Origin of the sequence: Vibrio sp. 1731, from assembly GCF_033339955.1 — a bacterium.
Classification (GTDB): domain Bacteria; phylum Pseudomonadota; class Gammaproteobacteria; order Enterobacterales; family Vibrionaceae; genus Vibrio; species Vibrio alginolyticus.
Map to the genome: position 1 here is coordinate 24,325 of NZ_JAWOVO010000009.1, position 18,743 is coordinate 43,067.

Here is an 18,743-nt window from a genome sequence, read left to right on the forward strand (position 1 = left end):
ACCTCGGTCAAAGCAAACGTTTTTCCTCACACACTAGATAAAAATCTAACATGATTATGAAAATGATAATTGATCTCATTTTTATTTAAGGGCAGAATACGCGCCATTGTATTAATCCTATAAATGAATTCGCTCTCTATATGAAATTTACTCATGTTTTTTTAGGGCTCATAATTACCTCTAGTTCTGGCTTTGCTGCTGATGATTTCAACTGGCTTCGAGATGATGCTCGTAAAGATGAGCGAGTTCTTACCTACCTAACAGAACAAAACCACAAAACTGAACAGCACCAAAAAAGTTATCAGACGTTGACAAAAAACCTACTAACGCAGTGGGATACCATTGTGGCAGACAAAGGTGATAAGCCATGGTCGATCGTGAGTGGAAGAGAGTGGACGCTAATGCGTCGCGATGGTCGTTACTTACTATTATCCCGTGCGAGTCAACATGCACCAGAAAACGTGGTGTTCGATTTCGATGAACGACAATCTGCGCATCAGTACTACCAACTTGGTCAATGGCAAGTGAATGGTGACACGCTACTTTTCACGGAAGATATCGACGGCAGCGAACAATATCGTGCTGTGGTTGTTGATTTACTCTCCGGTCAATCTACGGAACTGGCGACGCACGTCGATAGTGGCGTATTGTTGTCACCTAACGGGAAAGTGGCATTCCTCGTTGCAAAAGAAAAGCGCACCCAGCGACCTCATCAGATCTTACGTATCTCCACTGAATCTTTAGCAAAAACAGTCCTATGGAATGAACCCAAGTCAGATTGGTTACTTTCTTTCTATCGTGCGGCAGATAGCCGTTATGCTGTGCTGCAAAGCAACAACGAGTCAACAACAGAGCAGAAGCTTGTCGACCTAGAAACGGGCACTGTCTCAGATTCATTGCGAAAGCCTGAAGTGGGTGTGGAATATTACGCGGATGTGGCGAAAGGTTACATTTATCTTAAAAGCAACCTGGAAGGAAAGTTCGCCCTTTACCAAGCCGAACTCGCACCGCTTGGCGCAACATGGCAACGCTTTACCAATCCTCGTGAGCCGCTTGAACAGTTCTACCTTTATGATGCAGGAGTTGTGGCACTTAGTAAGCCAAACAACTTGTCGACATTGACGGTGTATTCTTACCAAGGGCAGGAAAAAGTGATACTGCCATTGGAACACGATGGTAATGTCGCTTGGCTAAGCACATTGGGCGATTTTGAATCAAACAAAATTCGTATCCGAAGCATGTCGATGACTACGCCTCCTCAGTGGGAAGAGTTCGATGTAAAAACGCTGAATAAATCCTTGTACTCTCAAGATGCTTACCAAGACTTTGATAGTCAGCGTTATGTATCCCAACGTATTTTTATTAAGCACGACGGCGTTTCTGTCCCGGTCTCTTTGGCGTATCGCAAAGACAAATTGCACCCACAATCTCCTGTGATGATTTACGGTTACGGCGCGTATGGTTTTACGATGAAACCGTACTTTATGCCTCAGGTTATCAGTTTACTCGACCAAGGTGTGATTTACGCTATCGCCCATGTCCGTGGCGGTGGGTACTTTGGCGATGAATGGCACGAGCAAGGCCGTGGTGTGCGAAAAGCCAATTCTATTGGTGATTTTGTCGCGGTCGCGAAGGCGCTGCAAACATTCGAACGTGGCAATAGAGAGGTTTTCGCCATCGGTTCTAGTGCTGGTGGTACGTTGGTGGCCGGAGCGGTTAATCAAGATCCTAAATTGTTTTCAGGTGTCGTACTTAAAGTGCCTTTTGTTGATGTGGTTGCAAGTATGTCGGATACCTCACTTCCGCTTACCACACAGCAGTATGGCGAATGGGGTAACCCAACCAAACCTGAACAATTGGCGTTAATGAAGGCGTACGATCCGATTCTCAATATCCATAAAAACGCTTACCCACCCATGTTGGTTCAAGTCGGTTTAATTGATCAGCGCGTGCCATATTGGGAAGGCGCAAAGTATCTGGCTAAAGTTTCAGCGTTAAGTGAGCGCAACGGGCCGTACTTGTTGCAAACTGATTTTAATTCGGGCCACCAAATGGACCCACGACAAGCGCAAGAACAACAAGCAAAAGAATACGCATTTCTACTATCACTCATTAAAACATCTAAAGCGGAGCAGTAAATGAAGCTTACCCAAGTGTCAGCGGCAGTACTTTCGGTACTTGCTGCCAGTCAAGTGCACGCCGAATCTAAGGTTTTCTCAATGGAAGAGGTGGTGGTAACCGCCAATAAAATCGATCAGCCATTGTCAAAAGTGGCAGGTAGTGTCGCGGTTATCACAAACGAGCAAATCGAAGAAAGAGGCGAGACCGAGCTATATGACGTGCTGCGTAACGAACCTGGTGTAAGCGTGACGGGCGGTGCAGGAAGTCCGCAAAACATTACCATCCGTGGTATGACGGGTAACCGCATTATGATCGTTCGTGATGGCATTCGTTCTGCGGATGGCTTCGGTGCGAATGACATTAATGATGCCGTTGGGCGAGATACTTTTGATTTATCCAATTTTGAATCGCTGCAAATCATTAAAGGGGCAAGTTCTTCGGTGCATGGCTCTGGCGCGATCGGCGGTGTGGTGATTTTAGAATCCAGCCAGCCGGGTGATTTCTTAAAAGACAAAGACTTCTACACCGATGTTTCCGGTACTTACACCGATATCAGCAACAAGTACAAAGGCACGAGTAATCTAGCTTTCCGTTCCGGTGATACAGAGAGTTTGTTTAACGTTTCATACTGGCAAGGACAAGAGACACGTAACTTTGATGAAGATTTGTATAACCGCGACCTCGATGGTTACAGCGGTGCTTATACGATCAACCACTTTTTCAATGAAGAGGTGATGTTGAAAGCCAAAGCGGAACTCTACACCCAGAACCAAGAGCGTTTGGAGGGTTCACCGTCCATTCAACCTGATGGAATTTGGCATATTGAAGACTTTGCTGAGGATGAAACCACAGAAGAGTACAGCGCTTATATTGGTGCAGAGGTGACTCCGATTAATCCAACTTGGTTCGAAGAGTTGGATACCAAAGTTTACTGGCGTCACACCGAAGTGGTGGAAGACACCAACCGTTTAATGCGCCAAGTGGATCACAATGGTTTGATCACCAAGCGTCGCGAACTGGAACACAAAACCTTCATTGACGAGACAATTGGCTTCCGTGGCGACTTCACCAATACGATTTATGCAGCAAATGCAGAGCACCAGTTGGCTTACGGTGTCGAGCTTTCTACTGACTATTACGAACGCACAGATAGCGATTCCAAGATTGATTGGAACGGGGTAACGCCTTCGACCAAACAACCTTTCGCTCCTGCTCGTGCTTATAACATTGGTTTGTATGTTCGAGACATGGTGGAACTGGATAAATGGACCATCACAGGCGGCCTGCGCTTTGATGCGCATCGTCTAACGCCGGACGGTGAGGGAGAAGTGGGCGGCTTCCCATTAAAGGACATGGATAGCTCGGAGGTGTCTCCAAGCCTGTCGGTTTCTCGCGAAATGTTTGCCAACAACATCGTTTATGTATCGTACAACCACGGTTACCGTGCTCCGGAATACGACAAAGCATATGGCTTCGTGAACCATGATTTCGTACCGCTAACGCCTTTTGTTATCGCGCCTAACTTAGACCTAGAAGCTGAGACTTCAGACTCATTTGAAATCGGTAACAAGTTCGATAACGGTCGTGCGTATGTCTATGCGTCTGTGTTCTACAACAAGTTTGAAAACTTCATCGATGTTGTGACCACAGGCTTTGACTCAAGCACTGGTAATTACATCAAACAGTACCAAAACCTTGACGGCGTAGAGACATATGGCGCAGAGCTTTCTGCGGGTTACGCGCTCACCAAACAATGGGACATCAGCACTAAGTTTGGCTACGTAGATGGCAAAGACGCGGAAGGTGAATACGTTCGAAGCATTACGCCATTCGAAGGTAACGCTCAACTGAAATACGCCAACCAAGACTTCAATGCTTACGTGGCTTGGAACTGGGCCGCGGCAATGGATCGCGTTCCTAAATGCCAGACCACGCTTGGTCTAGCGACAGATTGCGCGCAGACAAGTGCGTGGAATACGTTTGATATTGGCGCAACTTACCACGTTTCCAAAGACCTTCGTGTTAGCGCAAACATCATCAACCTGTTCGACAAAGAATACATCCGATACCAAGACGTAGCGGGTATCGCTGAGGAAAGTAAGCGTTACTCAACTGAGCCAGGGCGCTACTTCACGCTTACTGCAAAATACGAATTCTAGGACGAAATCATGAAGCTAAAACCATTGGCGTTTTCGCTGCTTATTGCTTGTACCCCTGCGGCACAGGCTGCAGAGTGGGATTATCCCGTAACGGACTCTGTGGTAACGAATGAAGCGCAAGCGAAAACTTATCTAGACAGCCACTACTCAGAAGCGGGCGAGTTTAAGTTCCGTTACAAAACCCAATCTCAGCTTGGTGAGCATTACAATTTTGATGTTTGGGTAAACGGTGAATATCAAGCACAGCGCACCCTAGTAGTAACAACCGATAAAAATCATCACGTTGTGCGAGCGTTTAAGAGCCTTGAAGATACGATCATTCGCAACGGTAAACCAACGGTTGCAATGGAATTGGAATCGCCTCGCCAACTGCAAGCACAAGAGCCACCTGCTTTGAGCTCTGGAGGTCTGGTTAATGTTGAGGTTTCTTTATTCAACCCAGATCTTCGCACCATGCAACAGCAAGCGGCACCAGAATCGACGTGGTCAGCACTGTCTGATTACCCTCAGCCGATCGAGTACGTCACCAAGTCGATTGAGGTTTTAAAGTCGGGAGGTAAGTTCTATCTCTCTAACCCAAGATTAAAGCAAGTGGATGCGACGGGTTTATTTGCAGCCCCAGCACCTGGTGAAGCGCCTGTACTCGATACGTTGGACTTTCTCAGCGCAGAAGGGGTTCAAGCATTTGACAGTGTTGATGAGATGCAAAGCACCGAGTTTGGTGACAATGCGTTCCCACAGTTGATGGCTTTTTATCATCTTGATAGCTCGATCCAATATCTGACAAGCCTGACTTACGACTTGTTTGACGAACCGCTTCGTTTTGACGCTCGCGGTTTATCAAAAGATAACTCTACTTACTATTACGGTCCGAAAGCACTCATGCTGGGTGTCGGTGGTGTTTCTCCGGATGCAGTCGATGCTGATGTCGTGATACACGAGCTTGGGCATGGCATTCATTACCAAATCGTACCGGATTGGGCGTACGGTCACACTGGTGCTATCGCAGAGGGTTTTGCTGATTACTGGGCGGGCAGCGCGAGCTACCGCATTCAATATTTGGATGCTTCGCGTCGTGGTCAAGAATTCGAGTTAGATACGGTGTTCAACTGGGACGGTGTGTTCGGAACACGCAAAACAACTCGTAGCTTATGGAACCAAAGAGCACGTTACTTCGAGAGCTCAGAGTACCCAGCGCACGTCAGTGTGGGCGGTGAACTAGGTGACGAGCTATGGTCAACGCCGCTGTTTCAAGCGCTTAAAGCATCGGTTGAACGATACGGTGATGATACCGATAACGTGTTCCGCGAGTTTGACGCCATTGTTCTTGAAGGCATGTACGGCATTGGTCGTGGCGTGAAAATGCATGATCTGGCGGAGTCGACCGTGTTTGCCGCAAACACTTTGTTCCCAAATAAAGACTACGCCCAATTCCTGACGGACAGCTTCAACAGACACAACTTACTTAAAGCGCCTCTTCGTGTTCGCTATGACGCTCGATACATCGCACAAGGTCAAGACGTTGGTTTGAGCCTGAGCCAAACTGGCCGTGAAGCGAGCATCAAAGGGCAATGGCAGCTAAACAACGCATCTGTTTTCGACTTTGATGAAACGCTTTCTGACTCGACCTCAATGAAGGTGGCGTTACCAAGCGGTCTAACATGTGGCACGCAATTCGATTCCTCTATTTCATTGGATTATCAATTTTCTGAAGGCCTAAAGACTCACCAGTGGAGTGAAAAGGTGATGCTGGTTAATGGTACGCCAGAGCTCGATATCCAGCCTCAACCAGTGAACTCCGCTTTGCCGGAACAGGGCGACAGACTGTTCTCTCAGACGCTATCGGACAAGTCACGCACGATTGATGATTCGTTTGCGGTTTACCTGAACATCGAACATGACTCACTGCAAGATCTGCAAGTGACGCTAGTGTCTCCACAAGGCAAATCGGTCGTGCTACTTAGCCATCAATCAAGCAATACCAAAGGATTTAAAGGTTACTTCACCGCTCAGTATGACGAGGAGTTACAAGCACTTGTCGGTCAACCGAGTTGGGGTACTTGGCGTCTCGAAGTGTCTGACCGCGTGTCAGGGAACTCTGGGGTGTTGAAAGAGTGGGGTGTGAGTCACTTTGCTCAGTATCAGTGTAGTGCTGATACCACTAAAGAAAGCAGTGGCGGTGGTTCAGGTGGCAGTGGTTCGCCTTGGACCTTGTTAGGACTTTTCCTGCTTTCAATGGTGAGAGTGATTCGCTCTCGTTAATTAAAATCAAAAGAAGATAAAATCTATGAAGTTTCAATATTCTTTCGTTGCTATGTCACTAGCCCTAGCTGGCTGTGGCGGAGGTTCTGGTGGTGACACGTCGGCACCGACCTATGATGTAGCTGGCACCATCGTTTCTGCAGGTACACTTCTTGATACGCCAGTATGTATCGATTTAAACCAAAACTACGTTTGTGATTCCACTGAACCGAGTGCTAAAACGGATAATGCCGGTAAATTTAGCCTGACTTCAAGCGACAAAAACGTACTAACCAGCACCATTCTTGCTCAAGTTGATCAAGGTTCAAACCAAACGTTGCGTCTTGCGGCTCCGGGTCAAAATTTAGCAACGGGTAACACGGTCAATGGTGTAACAACGTTGCTCGCGGGTCTTGTAATTGACGGTAAAACCGTTGCTCAAGCTGAAGAGATTGTGAAAGCGCAACTCGCCGATGCCGGCGTTTCTCTTTCTGGTACGGTGATGTCTAACGCAGAAGCTAGCGAGCTAGACAAGCTAGAGCAAAACACGGTTGTGCTATTAGCTGCGATGCAACCAAAGCAAATGATCAAAGGCGTAGCGCTGCTTGCTCAAAATCTTAGCTTTCAAGGTAAATCGTTGGCCTCTGATCTTCTGTCTGAAGCGGAAGTAAGTGCATTTGCTGAAGAAATTGTAGCGGTTGCTGAACAAACGGTTGGTAGTAACGATACGGGCGCCGTTCTTTATTTTGCTGAAGGAGCAGCAGACGTTGCTGAGGTTCAAGCGTCTTACCCTGGTCAAGATGCAGAATACGGCTTCGACAAAGAGGACAAGCAAACGTCGACAGGCGCTGGCTTTAAGTTCGTTAAGCTAGATTCACAAGGTGCAGCTTTAGCTGCAGATGCGACTGAGTGGGCTTGTACTATGGACGAGCGTACTGGTCTTGTTTGGGAAAACAAGAGTGCGGATGCGAGCTCGGTTCAATTTAAAGATCGCCTATTTGCGTTTGAGTCTGAAACATTTAAGCCGTATTACGAAGATCTTGAAGTCGTTGGTTGTGTGGATGCTGTTGATGGCATCTGTTCAACAAGCCAATATGTTGAACATATAAACAAGCAATCACTATGTGGCATTAGTGACTGGCGCCTACCAACATACCAAGAGTTCTACGATGTTCTAGACTTAGGTGAGACAGAGAAAGACGCCGACGGCAATGTCTATGGTATGACGACAGCTTACTTCCCTCAACAGGGTAAAGGCAGCCCAGACGTTAATTCAGGTGCTATTTGGCTAAGTGATTTCACATTTAATAATTACTCTCCTGCTAACTACGAAGGTGCACTTCAATTTGCAGTGATTGCAGCGAAGGGCGCTGACCGTGGCCACGTAAGCTTTGTTGAAATTTATTCTGACAAAGTAGAGCGTGACACAGGCACGTCATTCCAATTCCCAATCCGTCTAGTAGCAGTAAAGGGCCAATAAGATGAAGAAATTAATAACTGTACTATCTCTTGCTTTGGCTTCTCAAACTGTAATGGCTGCACAAGAGTGTTCTACTGACTTTGCTAAAACGGCACCTAACACGCGTTATACATATTCTGAGAGCGGTACCGTAACTGACCTGAAAACAGGTCTAACATGGATGCGTTGCCCTGTTGGTTCAACGTGGAATACGGCAAACGAAGCTTGTGATGGCGCTGCGACTAAGATGTCATGGCAGTTAGCGCTATCAACCGCTGAGCAAATCCGCAATGAATCAGGTAATCATGCTTTATATGACTTCGCTGGCAAAAAGAATTGGCGCATACCAAACATTAAGGAGTTAGTCGCGTTGACAGAACGTGCTTGCCATAGCCCTGCGATGAACGGCACTGCATTCGCAAGTGGCTACACGCTAGAGGTGGGTGACTATGCTGGTTACATCTGGAGTAACACACCAAACGGTGATGGCTCAAACGTTATGGTGTTTGATTCATTTAATGGTGAGGTTTACAACTGGAACCCACTAGAGTCAACGAACATTTCCTCTGTTCTGCTGGTTACTGACGAGGAGTAATCACCCCGTTGGATTTTCACGAATCCAGATGTTATTAAGCTCCGCCAGTGCGGAGCTTTTTCTTTTCTGACCTTTGGAGCTTATCGTGTTGTTCAGAGATTTAAACTTGGAACTGCTTAAGCTGATGTTTTTGGTTTTCTGCTAAACCAGACAACTCTTGCGCTGCCGCGGCTGATTGAGTGATCCCAGTGACGTTCTGGCTCACTAGTTCATAGATGTTCGTTAAGTTGTTGTTGATATCAGCCGTGACCTGTTTCTGCTCTTCTGATGCGGTCGCAACTTGAGTGTTGATTGAGTTCAGATCGGCGATAGCATTACTGATATTAGCAAGTGATTGGCTAACTTCTTGTGTCAGAGCTTGGTTGTCTGACAACATGGCTAAGCTGGAATGCATACTTTCATTTGCGTGACCAGATTGTTGCTGTAGCTCTTCTATAATGGTTTGGATCTCTTTGGTGGACTCCTGAGTTCGTGCTGCCAGCATACGTACTTCATCGGCGACTACCGCAAAGCCTCTGCCACTTTCGCCCGCCCGTGCAGCTTCAATCGCTGCATTCAGTGCAAGTAGATTCGTTTGCTCAGAAATACCTTCAATCACTTCGATCACGCGACCAATGTGTTCTGATTGATCTTTTAGTGAAGTCACGACGGCAGCGGCTTCGTTAAGTTGTTCCGCCATCTTTTCACTTGCGCGAGTGCTTTCCCCAAACATGCTTATACTTTGTGAGGTTAACGTACGTGCTTGATTTGATGCACTATCGGCTTCTTGTGCATTGGTCGATACTTCAGCTGCGGTCGACTCTAGCTGATTGATCGCCGAGGCTACTTGCTCAACTTCTTGCTTTTCTTGATCCGAGTTGACGCTGCTTTGAGTCATAACAGTTGCTAACTCGGTTGATGCTGATGCCACATCTTCACTAATGCGAACCAATGCGCTTACAGTTTCACGCAGTTTTTCTATGGTCTGGTTTACATCTCGAGCCAGCTGAGACACTTCGTTTTTCCCGATGGCTTCGGCCTTAACTAGTAGGTTTCCCTTCGCGACTTCCTGCATCGTTACTTGAAGGTTACGAATCGGCGCAACGATGTAGCTGGCGAGTACCCAACTAATAAGTGAAGCGGCACTCAAGATCACCGCAAGCGAGACGGCGCTGTAAGTTAGCGTGGTTGAATGTTGTTCGCCATTCGTTTCGACTTCATCGGTGACGATTTGATTCAATTGTTTAGATAGTTTGTCGATGGCGTTGATCATCGCTTCGCCAGCTAATCGATACTCAGCCATTGCAGATTCGTACTTTTGATTGAAATCAGAGGTGGTGTAATCAGAAGAGTGTTTAGTGGTGAGCAGAGGTGTCATGGTAACGCGAGTGAAATCAACATAGTGATTCATGGCCTTACGCATAGCATTGACTTCATTTTGAACGCCAGGGAGATTGTCGATGGAGTTAAGAAAATCGCGGTTTTTGTTTTGTCGCTTAGAAAGCTCTTGGTTGAGAGACTGAACATCTTCGGCTCTAAATAGACTATAAATGGCTTTGATGCGCATGGCGTAAGTGTTGTCTACGATGCCGCTAAGTTCCTCTTTGTGAATGATTAGCTTATGGGTGGAAGCCGAAACCTTATTGAATGCTTGATCGAGTTTACCGATTCCGACACTCAGTCCAATGATGAGTAATATAACTGTGAATAGAACAGGCAGAAAAACCTGAAGTTTAATAGAAAGCGTACTAAGAAATTGACGCATGAGATTGACCCTCTATCGGTTTGATTATTATCTTTTTTATAAATAAGCATTTCGATTTTAATTGTTACATTTGCCAAATCAATGAGTTACTCATACCTAATTGTTATGAAATGTACCAAAATCGATGGGGTTATCATCTTGAACATGAGGCAACGTTATAAAAACGTTACGTTCAAATTGAGAGAGGAATAAGTCGCGGAATTAATAGTTAGAAATGACAACGTGTCATAGAGGGTTCAACTAAGTGAAACACAACTGTCATATTCAAATTCTAAAGTGAGCACCGTTCAAGTGAAACACAACGGCAATAAAGCCACTTAAGGAAATTGTGATGAAAAAGACAGTAATCGGTGCAATCGCACTTCTAGGCGCAATGGCAGTGACTCCTGTTTCTGCTAAAGAAACTATCTCTGCAGTGGGTTCTAGCAGCGTAACTCCACTGATGGAAGTTTTCTCTGAAACGTACATGAAGAAGAACCCTAACGTATTTATCGAAGTTCAAGGTCCTGGTTCTTCAGCTGGTGTAAAAGCAGCGAAAAATGGTTCAGCAGACCTTGGTATGTCTTCTCGTAATCTAAAAGACTCTGAAAAAGAATCAACACTAATCGAAGAAGTGGTTGCTCGTGATGGTATCGCAGTGGTTGTGAACCCACAAAACAAACTGCCAGGTCTAACAGCCGAGCAAGTGACTGCAATCTACAAAGGTGAAGTATCAAACTGGAAAGAAGTCGGTGGTGCAGACAAGCCAATCGTAGCCATTACTCGTGACACAGCTTCTGGTACTCGTGGCGCATTTGAAGACATCATGTCTCTAAAAATGAAGATTTCTGGTAAAAAGGTATCAGCTATCTCTCAACGTGCTCAAGTTGCAAACGGTAACGGCGCACTGAAAACAATGGTTGCATCTAACCCATACGCAATCGGCTACATTTCTCTTGGTACTGTAGACAACACTGTTAATGCGCTAGCAATCGACGGCGTTGATGCAACGGTAGCTAACGTTAAAAACGGTTCTTACAAAGTAGCGCGTCCATTCCTTGTTCTTTACAAAGAAGGCAAGCCATCAACAGAAACGCAAAAATTCCTAGACTGGATGCTAACTGACGAAGCGCAAGCGCTAGTTGACCAAAAAGGTTACATCTCAGTTAACTAATCCCATCGGGACTCTAAAGTTTGCTCAGCCCAACGTTTAGGGCTGAGCCTTTTCTATCCATTGTGTTCAACGGCATTGCCCAGAACCGTGAGATTTTTAAATGACCATCGCAACAAATAGTGAAAAGCTTATGAATACTGACGCTAGAGCTATCAGCAAGTCAGGCCTACGCGAGAAGCGTCGTGTAGACTGGAAAGAGCGCATCTTCCACGGCTTGTTCCTAACGAGTGCCGTAATCGGCATTGTTTCATTGGCCGTTATTGCATACTTCATCGTTCGAGAGAGTATTCCGGCATTCCAAGAAGCAGGCGTATCGGGCATTGTCTTAGGACAAAACTGGTTACCACCTGCGCTTTACGGTGTCGCCACCATGATTGTGGCATCTATCGTATCGACGGCTGGTGCTGTCATTGTTGGGGTTCCAATTGGTGTTCTGACCGCCATTTTTATCGCTGAAATCGCACCAAAGCGATTAGCAGACATTATCCGTCCAGCGGTTGAGCTGCTAGCCGGTATTCCTTCAGTGGTCTACGGTTTCTTCGGTCTGGTTATTATCGTTCCATTGATTCAGAAGGTATTTGATGTACCTGCAGGTAATACTATCCTTGCCGGTATCATTGTTCTTGGTGTGATGATTCTACCAACGGTAATTACGGTATCTGAAACGTCTATCCGCGCTGTGCCTCGTACTTATAAAGAGGGTTCTTTGGCACTGGGCGCATCGAAAATCTACACCATCTTTAAGTTGCTCGTTCCAGCGGCTCGCTCAGGCATCATGACAGGTGTGATACTGGGTATCGGTCGTGCATTAGGTGAGACCATGGCGATCATTATGGTTATGGGTAACGCGCCGGCAATGCCAGAAGGCATCTTGGATTCGGCTCGTACACTAACTGCAAACATCGCTATTGAAATGTCTTACGCAAGTGGTGTTCACGCGAACGCACTTTACGCTACAGGTGTAGTACTTCTGGTTTTCATCATGTCGTTGAATGCTGTACTACTGTACCTAAACCGAGAAAAAGCGAAGTAATCGCTCGTTAAAGGTGACTATTATGGATCGCGCAAAACTGAAAAAAGCACGCCAGTTCAAAGATAATGTCTTTAACGCATTTGTCTGGATCTCGGCAGCACTAACGGTAGGTTTTTTGTTCTGGATTATCTGGTACATCCTATCAAACGGTCTACAACACGTAGATTGGAACTTCATTACTGATAACTATACGCGCACAGGTGAAGAGCACGGTATCTTCCCAATGATTGTGGCGACCATTTACATGGTTATTGCTTCTATCGCAGTGGCAGCGCCACTCGGTATCATGACGGCAATCTACTTGACCGAATACGCGAAAGTGGGCAGTCGTTTGGTGAAAATCATCCGATTCTGTACCGAGTCATTGGCGGGTATCCCGTCGATCATTTTCGGCCTGTTTGGTATGACTTTCTTCGTGGCGATTCTTGGCCTTGGTTTCTCAATTCTGTCGGGTGCATTGACGCTAAGTATCCTAATCCTGCCAGTTATCATCCGTACAACGGAAGAAGCGCTGATGGCAGTACCACAAACGTACCGTGAAGGCTCTTATGGCCTCGGTGCTTCTAAGATTTACACTATCTGGCGTTTGATTCTTCCGAGCGCAATGCCAGGTATCTTAACCTCGGTCATTCTAAGTATTGGTCGTGTCATTGGTGAGTCTGCTCCAGTATTCCTGACAGCAGGTATGGTTGCACGTATTCCGGATTCTTTATTAGATTCAGGTCGTACGCTAACCGTTCACCTATACAAACTGACTACCGAACTGTTTACCGTTGAAGAATGGAATCAGGCTTACGGTACGGCAACAGTGCTTATCGTAGTTGTTCTCTTGATCAACATGGTAACGAAACTGATTGCTAGACGTTTTAACACCGCAACTTACTAACAACACTAATTAAGAACGCACGTTAAAAGACACGAATTCAAGAATTAAGAGATTAAGACAATGAACAAATTTGATATTGAAAACCTAGACCTATTCTACGGTGACAACCAAGCACTGAAATCGATCAACTTACCAATTCCAGTTCGCCAAGTAACTGCACTTATCGGCCCGTCAGGTTGCGGAAAATCAACGCTTCTACGCTGTTTGAACCGAATGAATGATCTAATCGAAGGCGTGAAAATTACAGGTAAATTGGCGATGGACGGCGAAGATATTTACGGCAACATTGATGTTGCTGACCTTCGCATCAAAGTCGGCATGGTATTCCAAAAGCCAAACCCATTCCCGATGAGCATTTACGAGAACGTGGCTTACGGCTTACGTGCTCAAGGTATCAAAGACAAAAAGACAATTGATGAAGTGGTAGAGCGTTCGCTGCGCGGTGCTGCACTTTGGGATGAGGTGAAAGATCGCCTTAAATCACACGCATTCGGTCTTTCTGGTGGTCAGCAGCAACGTTTATGTATTGCACGTACAATCGCGATGGAGCCGGATGTGATTCTGATGGATGAGCCAACGTCGGCACTTGACCCAATTGCGACACACAAAATCGAAGAACTGATGGAAGAGCTAAAGAAGAACTACACCATCGTTATCGTGACTCACTCAATGCAACAGGCGCGTCGTATCTCTGACCGCACTGCGTTTTTCCTAATGGGTGAACTGGTTGAGCACAACGATACGCAAGTGATCTTTAGCAACCCTCAAGACGACCGTACTCAAGGCTACGTAAATGGTGATTTCGGTTAATCCACCGTATTTACAAGCATAACTAAATAACTATAAGCGATGGTAACTTTGCCCCTCTTGATGAGGGGCCTTTTTCTTTTTAAGTCGTAGGCTTAAAACATCTACCAACACAAAAATCTTGTAAATAAGTACAACTTTCCTCCCCAGTTTATAAAGCATGTAACTTATGTGAAACATGGCTTTAAAAGTGCTGAAGAGCTCTCGAATGTAACACTAAGTCTGATAATTTTGCGAATGACTTAACAGCTCAAATTTGAACGTATTGATTGCATATCATGGCCTAAGTAGTTTTTTATCGAGGATAAAAAAGTAGATTAGGTTGGTAGGGTGAGTTTAAGAAGTTTTACAAGAAAAGTGTCTTCAACGAGGGACCATCGGTTGCTAGCGGAGGCAATCTTTGATCATTTAGAGAGTCTGTTCTCCCCTCAAGCCCTAGCTATTTTTGAAGATCCTTCAATTAACCCTCGTCATTCAATGAGCTTCTCTCGCGGAGAGCTTTACCCAACCCAAAACTATCCTGAGACATTCTGGGAGTGGGCAAGTCAGTTTGATACCTCTGAAAGCATCATACCTCTGGCGATCAACACTTGTAACTGGAATCACACCCGAGATTTAGGCGGTGATAGTTACATCATGATGCTCGACAACACGCCTATCAAACGTACCTACCTACTGATTCAATCTGTACATGCTCGCACAGCACATAATATCTATGAAGAAAGTTACGACGCAATGCAGCTCGCAGCGGCGCGTTGGCAATGTATTCGTGCTGAAAAAAATGCCTCGAAAGAGATCAGGCACAGAGATATTCGTGAAGCGCAATATGTTGATGAGATTAGCCAACGCGAGCGCTTTATCGAAAATATGAAGTTAGTTCAGCAAGTTGCACTCGAAATCTCTAATCCTGATTCTTTAAAGGACTTGTACTACAAAGCCGTCGAAGCGTTACGTGAACGACTTGGGTTTGATCGCTCTACACTGATGCTTCTCGATATGAAAAAGCGCAGCTTCAGTGGTACATACGGCACGGATGAGTCAGGAATTACGATTGATGAATTTCACACACAATATGATTTACACCAACTTAGCGAGGAGTATATCACCGCGTTATCTAGCCTTGAGAGCAACTTAGTGATTGTAGAAGACGCGCCAATATACACAGCAGGCAAGGTCATCGGGCAGGGCTGGAATGCGATGTTGATTTTACGCGATGGCAATGAACCGTTTGGGTGGTTCGCGCTAGATAACTTTATTCATCGTAAGCCGATAACGGCATATCAAAAACAGATGTTGGACTCGTTTGGTTCACTCTTCTCTCAAATTTACATTCGTAAGCGCCAAGAACAAAACGTACGCATGTTGCATTCAAGCATGGTTGAGTTATCACGTTGCACTACTGTCAGTGGAGTATGCAAATCGGCCGTCACTTTCGCCATTAAAAATCTTGGTATTGATCGAATGGCGGTGTTTTTAACTGATGAAAATTGCTCTTACATGCAAGGAACGTGGGGTACCGATATTCAAGGTAACGTGGTGGATGAATCTTACTTCTTTGGCGAAACCCAAGATTTCTCTCTTATAAATTTGGCTCGCTCAATGCCAAACGAAGTCGCATTTGAAGAATCAGTGCCTATTTATCATGACTGTAATATTGTTGGCTTTGGTTGGGCTGCGATGACGGTATTGACTTCAAATAGCAGTGGTCCTATCGCCTTTATCGCTGTTGATAATTTGCTGACACGTGCGCCGTTAACTTCTCAGTTACGTGAAGTGATTCGTATGTTCGCGTCCAGCTTAGCTGAAGTATTGCAACGTACTCAAGCTCAAGAGGCGATTCGCGAATTAAACGAAAACTTAGAGCTGGAGGTTCAGAACCGAACAAAAGAGTTGGAGGAAGCCAATCGACAGCTTGAGGTACTTTCTAAGCTCGATCCTTTGACGCGTCTTGGTAATCGCCGCATGTTAGAACATGTGATGCAAAAATATTGTGCCCTAGAGTGTGAAGACGACATGTCGTTTGGCCTGATCCTGATTGATATTGACCATTTTGGCTTATTCAATAATCACTATGGTCATCTCGAAGGCGATATCGCATTGATGCGAATTGGCTATATCTTGGATCATCATACCAAAGGTGAAGATGAAGTTTTTTGCCGTATCGGAGGTGAGGAGTTTGCATTGCTCATGATTGGTTCTGAGCAAGAGGAGGTCCGACTGAGAGCAGAGTGCATTCGTCAGTGCATCGAGGGCGAGGGGATAAAGCATCGACATAACCCAGAAGGGGAGTTACTTACCGTTTCAGTCGGTTACTCCTGTTATAAAGCGAAAGGCAAAGACTTTAATTTCGACCATTTATATCAGTTGTCGGATAAGGCACTCTATCAAGCGAAGAATCATGGGCGAAATTGTGTAAGGCGATACGAATACGAGCCCCAAGTTTTGTTGAGTAAGTGATGTTCATAAGAGCAACTTGATAGGGAAGAAGCGGCGGTTGGTGCTCTAGATAAAACCGCTAAAGCAAAATTTGGCCGGATAAGAGAATTGGCAGCTCATGAGAGCTGCCATTGTTATCTAGTTATTTATAACTTTTCGAGTTGGTGGTCGGTTTTCGTTACGTTTGCTTTGCCAAGGTTTTGAATTTTCGCTAGCAGCGAATCAGGGCTCCAAGGTTGTTGGTTAGCACTAAAATACGCTTGATTCATGGCATTAAGCTCTTGCTTAATTGCTTGTACGTCGCCAGGGTTTAGCCTGCCTTGATGAGTGGTTAAATACTCATTTACAGAGCGTTCAATTTTCGCAGCATCGCCCTCTTCGATGACTTTTTTTAGCGCGTCGATGCAAAGTGGCTGTTCAGTATATGAAACCGTTCCACTCGCTGTTATTGACCGCTTTTTCCATGCCCAAATAGCGATTCCCAATGTCATTATCCAAAGCCCTAAGAAAACAAAGGTTAATGTTCGCCAGAGACTGTTTACATCGCCGCTTGATTCAGGACTAGGGGCTGACACTAAAGGCGCTGAAAGAGGCGATTCCGGCAACGTGATTAGCCCAGTGTCATTTTTCTCTACGTCTAATGTTAGCTCTGGTAACGTTGTTTTCTTCGCTTCATCATTTTGACTGTCCCACCAGTTCAAGTCGTATCCTGGTAAGGTATATTTCCCGGCCTCTGTAGGAATAATGACTTGCTTCACCGTCATGGTAACGGTGCCATCTCTCGCGCTATCGAACTTAGGTTGTTCGGGATACACGCGCAGTGAACTCGGGTAACTAATATTGACTCGTGGCAGATATTCGGCTTGTGTACCGCGAGCCTTAACTTGAATGGTTCGAGTGAGTGAAGAACCTTGCTTTACTGTGTTGATCGCGTTAATCGACAGTAGATTACCTTGATCGTCTTGCCAGCTCTGTGTCATTTCTAACGCTGAAGCAGGAAGCCATTCACCTTTAAATTCGCTCGGAATCGGTTTGACCGTTATTGGCATGCGTTCCGCTTTGGTATTGATAGGCATTATTTTGGTTGAGCCCGTCAAGCTGTCGCCATAAATATAAGAACCGGTCAGTTTAGGACCTATCAAGGTATAAGTGCCTGGTTGATTGGCCGTTAAGCGAAACGACTGCTCTATGACCGCTACTTCTAACCCATTTAAGATCTTCTGTCTTTGCTGTAAGCCACCCAGTGCCTCAAGCTTCATGCCTTCAATTTGCGGAGGTACTATTTGTGGGTTATCTAGGCGTCGAGTGTCCGCTTTGATTAGAAGCTGTATACGTAATGTTGCAGATTGCTGAGGGTAGAGCGTACTGTTGTCGACCGTAATATTGAAGCTAAATAGATCATCAAGATTGGGGTCTGTTTGGCTCGCGTTGACACGTAGTTTGATCGGCTCCGTTTTCATACCATCAGCGGAAAAACTTGGAATAGTCAGAACACCTTCTTTCATTGGTGCAATTGAGATACTCCACTCGGTACGCACTGATTTTCTTCCGTTAATGTTATTGCTAGAGCGGCCATAACGAGGTTGACCCAAGAAGAAGTCTTTCTCTAGAACATTGAAGTCGATTGAGTCTGGCCTGAGCTCAGTATCTGAAATGATTCTGAGGTTAATCACTTCATTCTTGGCTACTTGTGTTTTATTCACACTAGCTTGAAGTGTCTGTGCCATCACCGAGAAACTGGATATTAGGCTGGCCACAAAAATAAAGACCAGTTTTACGCCTTTGTTCATCACAGGCTTACCACTCCTTTTGAGATTGTTGTGGAGGTTGTTTTTGTTGCGCTTGAAGTTGCATTTGCGCACGGATCAAAAAGCTTGGGTCGCGAGCACTTTCTACTGCTTCTAGTCGACGGAACTCAGGATCATCCTGATGCATTTTTTCGGGATGCGCTTTAGCCTGTATTGGTTCACCTTGATCCTTCACTTGCTTGTCATCTCGTTGCGGTTGATGTTGTTCCGTTTTTTGTTTTTCTTTTTTATTTTCAGAATCTTGCTGATTTTGTGACTGTTGTCCTTGCGCTTCTTTCCCTTCGTTTTGAGACTTTTGTTG

12 protein-coding genes and 1 pseudogene are annotated in these 18,743 nt (G+C 45.5%); 10 read left to right on the forward strand and 3 right to left on the reverse strand.

Features of this window, described 5'->3' with window-relative positions:
* Positions 1 to 140: 140 nt before the first annotated feature.
* Genes R7035_RS12280 through R7035_RS12300 form a run of 5 tightly spaced genes read left to right on the forward strand, consistent with a single transcriptional unit; the run spans position 141 to position 8,575 of the window.
* Positions 141 to 2,138, forward strand: coding sequence for a prolyl oligopeptidase family serine peptidase (locus R7035_RS12280; protein WP_318146148.1), 1,998 nt, complete (start codon positions 141 to 143; stop codon positions 2,136 to 2,138).
* A complete protein-coding gene (locus R7035_RS12285) occupies positions 2,139 to 4,280 on the forward strand; it encodes a TonB-dependent hemoglobin/transferrin/lactoferrin family receptor (RefSeq protein WP_318146149.1) in 2,142 nt (713 codons plus the stop codon).
* A gap of 9 nt (positions 4,281 to 4,289) precedes the next feature.
* Positions 4,290 to 6,542: a proprotein convertase P-domain-containing protein gene (locus R7035_RS12290; RefSeq protein WP_318146150.1), complete on the forward strand. Its 2,253-nt coding sequence runs from the start codon at positions 4,290 to 4,292 to the stop codon at positions 6,540 to 6,542.
* Between the two features lie 25 nt (positions 6,543 to 6,567).
* Complete coding sequence (locus R7035_RS12295; protein WP_262652239.1) at positions 6,568 to 8,001, forward strand: DUF1566 domain-containing protein; 1,434 nt, start codon at positions 6,568 to 6,570, stop codon at positions 7,999 to 8,001.
* Between the two features lies 1 nt (position 8,002).
* Positions 8,003 to 8,575: a DUF1566 domain-containing protein gene (locus R7035_RS12300; RefSeq protein ID WP_017820503.1), complete on the forward strand. Its 573-nt coding sequence runs from the start codon at positions 8,003 to 8,005 to the stop codon at positions 8,573 to 8,575.
* 100 nt (positions 8,576 to 8,675) lie between these two features.
* On the opposite strand, the gene R7035_RS12305 is transcribed toward R7035_RS12300, so the two are convergent.
* Positions 8,676 to 10,319 carry a methyl-accepting chemotaxis protein gene (locus tag R7035_RS12305; protein ID WP_053307910.1) on the reverse strand — a complete coding sequence of 548 codons (1,644 nt, stop codon included), beginning with the start codon at positions 10,317 to 10,319 and terminating at the stop codon, positions 8,676 to 8,678.
* 331 nt (positions 10,320 to 10,650) lie between these two features.
* Between R7035_RS12305 and R7035_RS12310 the strand changes: the two genes are divergently transcribed.
* The 5 genes from R7035_RS12310 to R7035_RS12330 all read left to right on the forward strand — a co-directional run bounded on the left by R7035_RS12310 (position 10,651) and on the right by R7035_RS12330 (position 16,655).
* Positions 10,651 to 11,472, forward strand: a complete 822-nt coding sequence (locus R7035_RS12310; protein ID WP_005375153.1) for a phosphate ABC transporter substrate-binding protein — start codon at positions 10,651 to 10,653, stop codon at positions 11,470 to 11,472.
* 100 nt (positions 11,473 to 11,572) lie between these two features.
* Positions 11,573 to 12,505, forward strand: coding sequence for a phosphate ABC transporter permease subunit PstC (pstC, locus tag R7035_RS12315; RefSeq protein WP_005375154.1), 933 nt, complete (start codon positions 11,573 to 11,575; stop codon positions 12,503 to 12,505).
* 22 nt (positions 12,506 to 12,527) lie between these two features.
* On the forward strand, positions 12,528 to 13,391 hold the full coding sequence (gene pstA / locus R7035_RS12320) for a phosphate ABC transporter permease PstA (protein ID WP_005383923.1): 864 nt from the start codon (positions 12,528 to 12,530) through the stop codon (positions 13,389 to 13,391).
* A 60-nt stretch (positions 13,392 to 13,451) separates the two neighbouring features.
* Entirely contained in the window at positions 13,452 to 14,201 is a 750-nt protein-coding gene (gene pstB / locus R7035_RS12325; RefSeq protein WP_005375156.1) for a phosphate ABC transporter ATP-binding protein PstB, read from the forward strand.
* Between the two features lie 327 nt (positions 14,202 to 14,528).
* Positions 14,529 to 16,655, forward strand: coding sequence for a GGDEF domain-containing protein (locus R7035_RS12330; protein WP_054574929.1), 2,127 nt, complete (start codon positions 14,529 to 14,531; stop codon positions 16,653 to 16,655).
* 125 nt (positions 16,656 to 16,780) lie between these two features.
* Here the strand turns inward: R7035_RS12330 and R7035_RS12335 are convergent, their stop codons facing one another.
* Together R7035_RS12335 and R7035_RS12340 are read right to left on the reverse strand one after the other, a co-directional pair.
* On the reverse strand, positions 16,781 to 18,427 hold the full coding sequence (locus R7035_RS12335; RefSeq protein WP_258460656.1) for a BatD family protein: 1,647 nt from the start codon (positions 18,425 to 18,427) through the stop codon (positions 16,781 to 16,783).
* A gap of 4 nt (positions 18,428 to 18,431) precedes the next feature.
* Positions 18,432 to 18,743, reverse strand: a pseudogene (locus tag R7035_RS12340) (hypothetical protein); the annotation flags it as partial.

Excerpts from the sequence above, each read along its gene's own strand:
- R7035_RS12280 (WP_318146148.1), top strand. The coding sequence starts at position 141 with ATGAAATTTACTCATGTTTTTTTAGGGCTCATAATTACCTCTAGTTCT.
- pstC (WP_005375154.1), top strand. The coding sequence starts at position 11,573 with ATGACCATCGCAACAAATAGTGAAAAGCTTATGAATACTGACGCTAGA.
- pstA (WP_005383923.1), top strand. The coding sequence starts at position 12,528 with ATGGATCGCGCAAAACTGAAAAAAGCACGCCAGTTCAAAGATAATGTC.
- pstB (WP_005375156.1), top strand. The coding sequence starts at position 13,452 with ATGAACAAATTTGATATTGAAAACCTAGACCTATTCTACGGTGACAAC.
- R7035_RS12285 (WP_318146149.1), top strand. The coding sequence starts at position 2,139 with ATGAAGCTTACCCAAGTGTCAGCGGCAGTACTTTCGGTACTTGCTGCC.
- R7035_RS12290 (WP_318146150.1), top strand. The coding sequence starts at position 4,290 with ATGAAGCTAAAACCATTGGCGTTTTCGCTGCTTATTGCTTGTACCCCT.
- R7035_RS12310 (WP_005375153.1), top strand. The coding sequence starts at position 10,651 with ATGAAAAAGACAGTAATCGGTGCAATCGCACTTCTAGGCGCAATGGCA.
- R7035_RS12295 (WP_262652239.1), top strand. The coding sequence starts at position 6,568 with ATGAAGTTTCAATATTCTTTCGTTGCTATGTCACTAGCCCTAGCTGGC.
- R7035_RS12305 (WP_053307910.1), bottom strand. The coding sequence starts at position 10,319 with ATGCGTCAATTTCTTAGTACGCTTTCTATTAAACTTCAGGTTTTTCTG.
- R7035_RS12300 (WP_017820503.1), top strand. The coding sequence starts at position 8,003 with ATGAAGAAATTAATAACTGTACTATCTCTTGCTTTGGCTTCTCAAACT.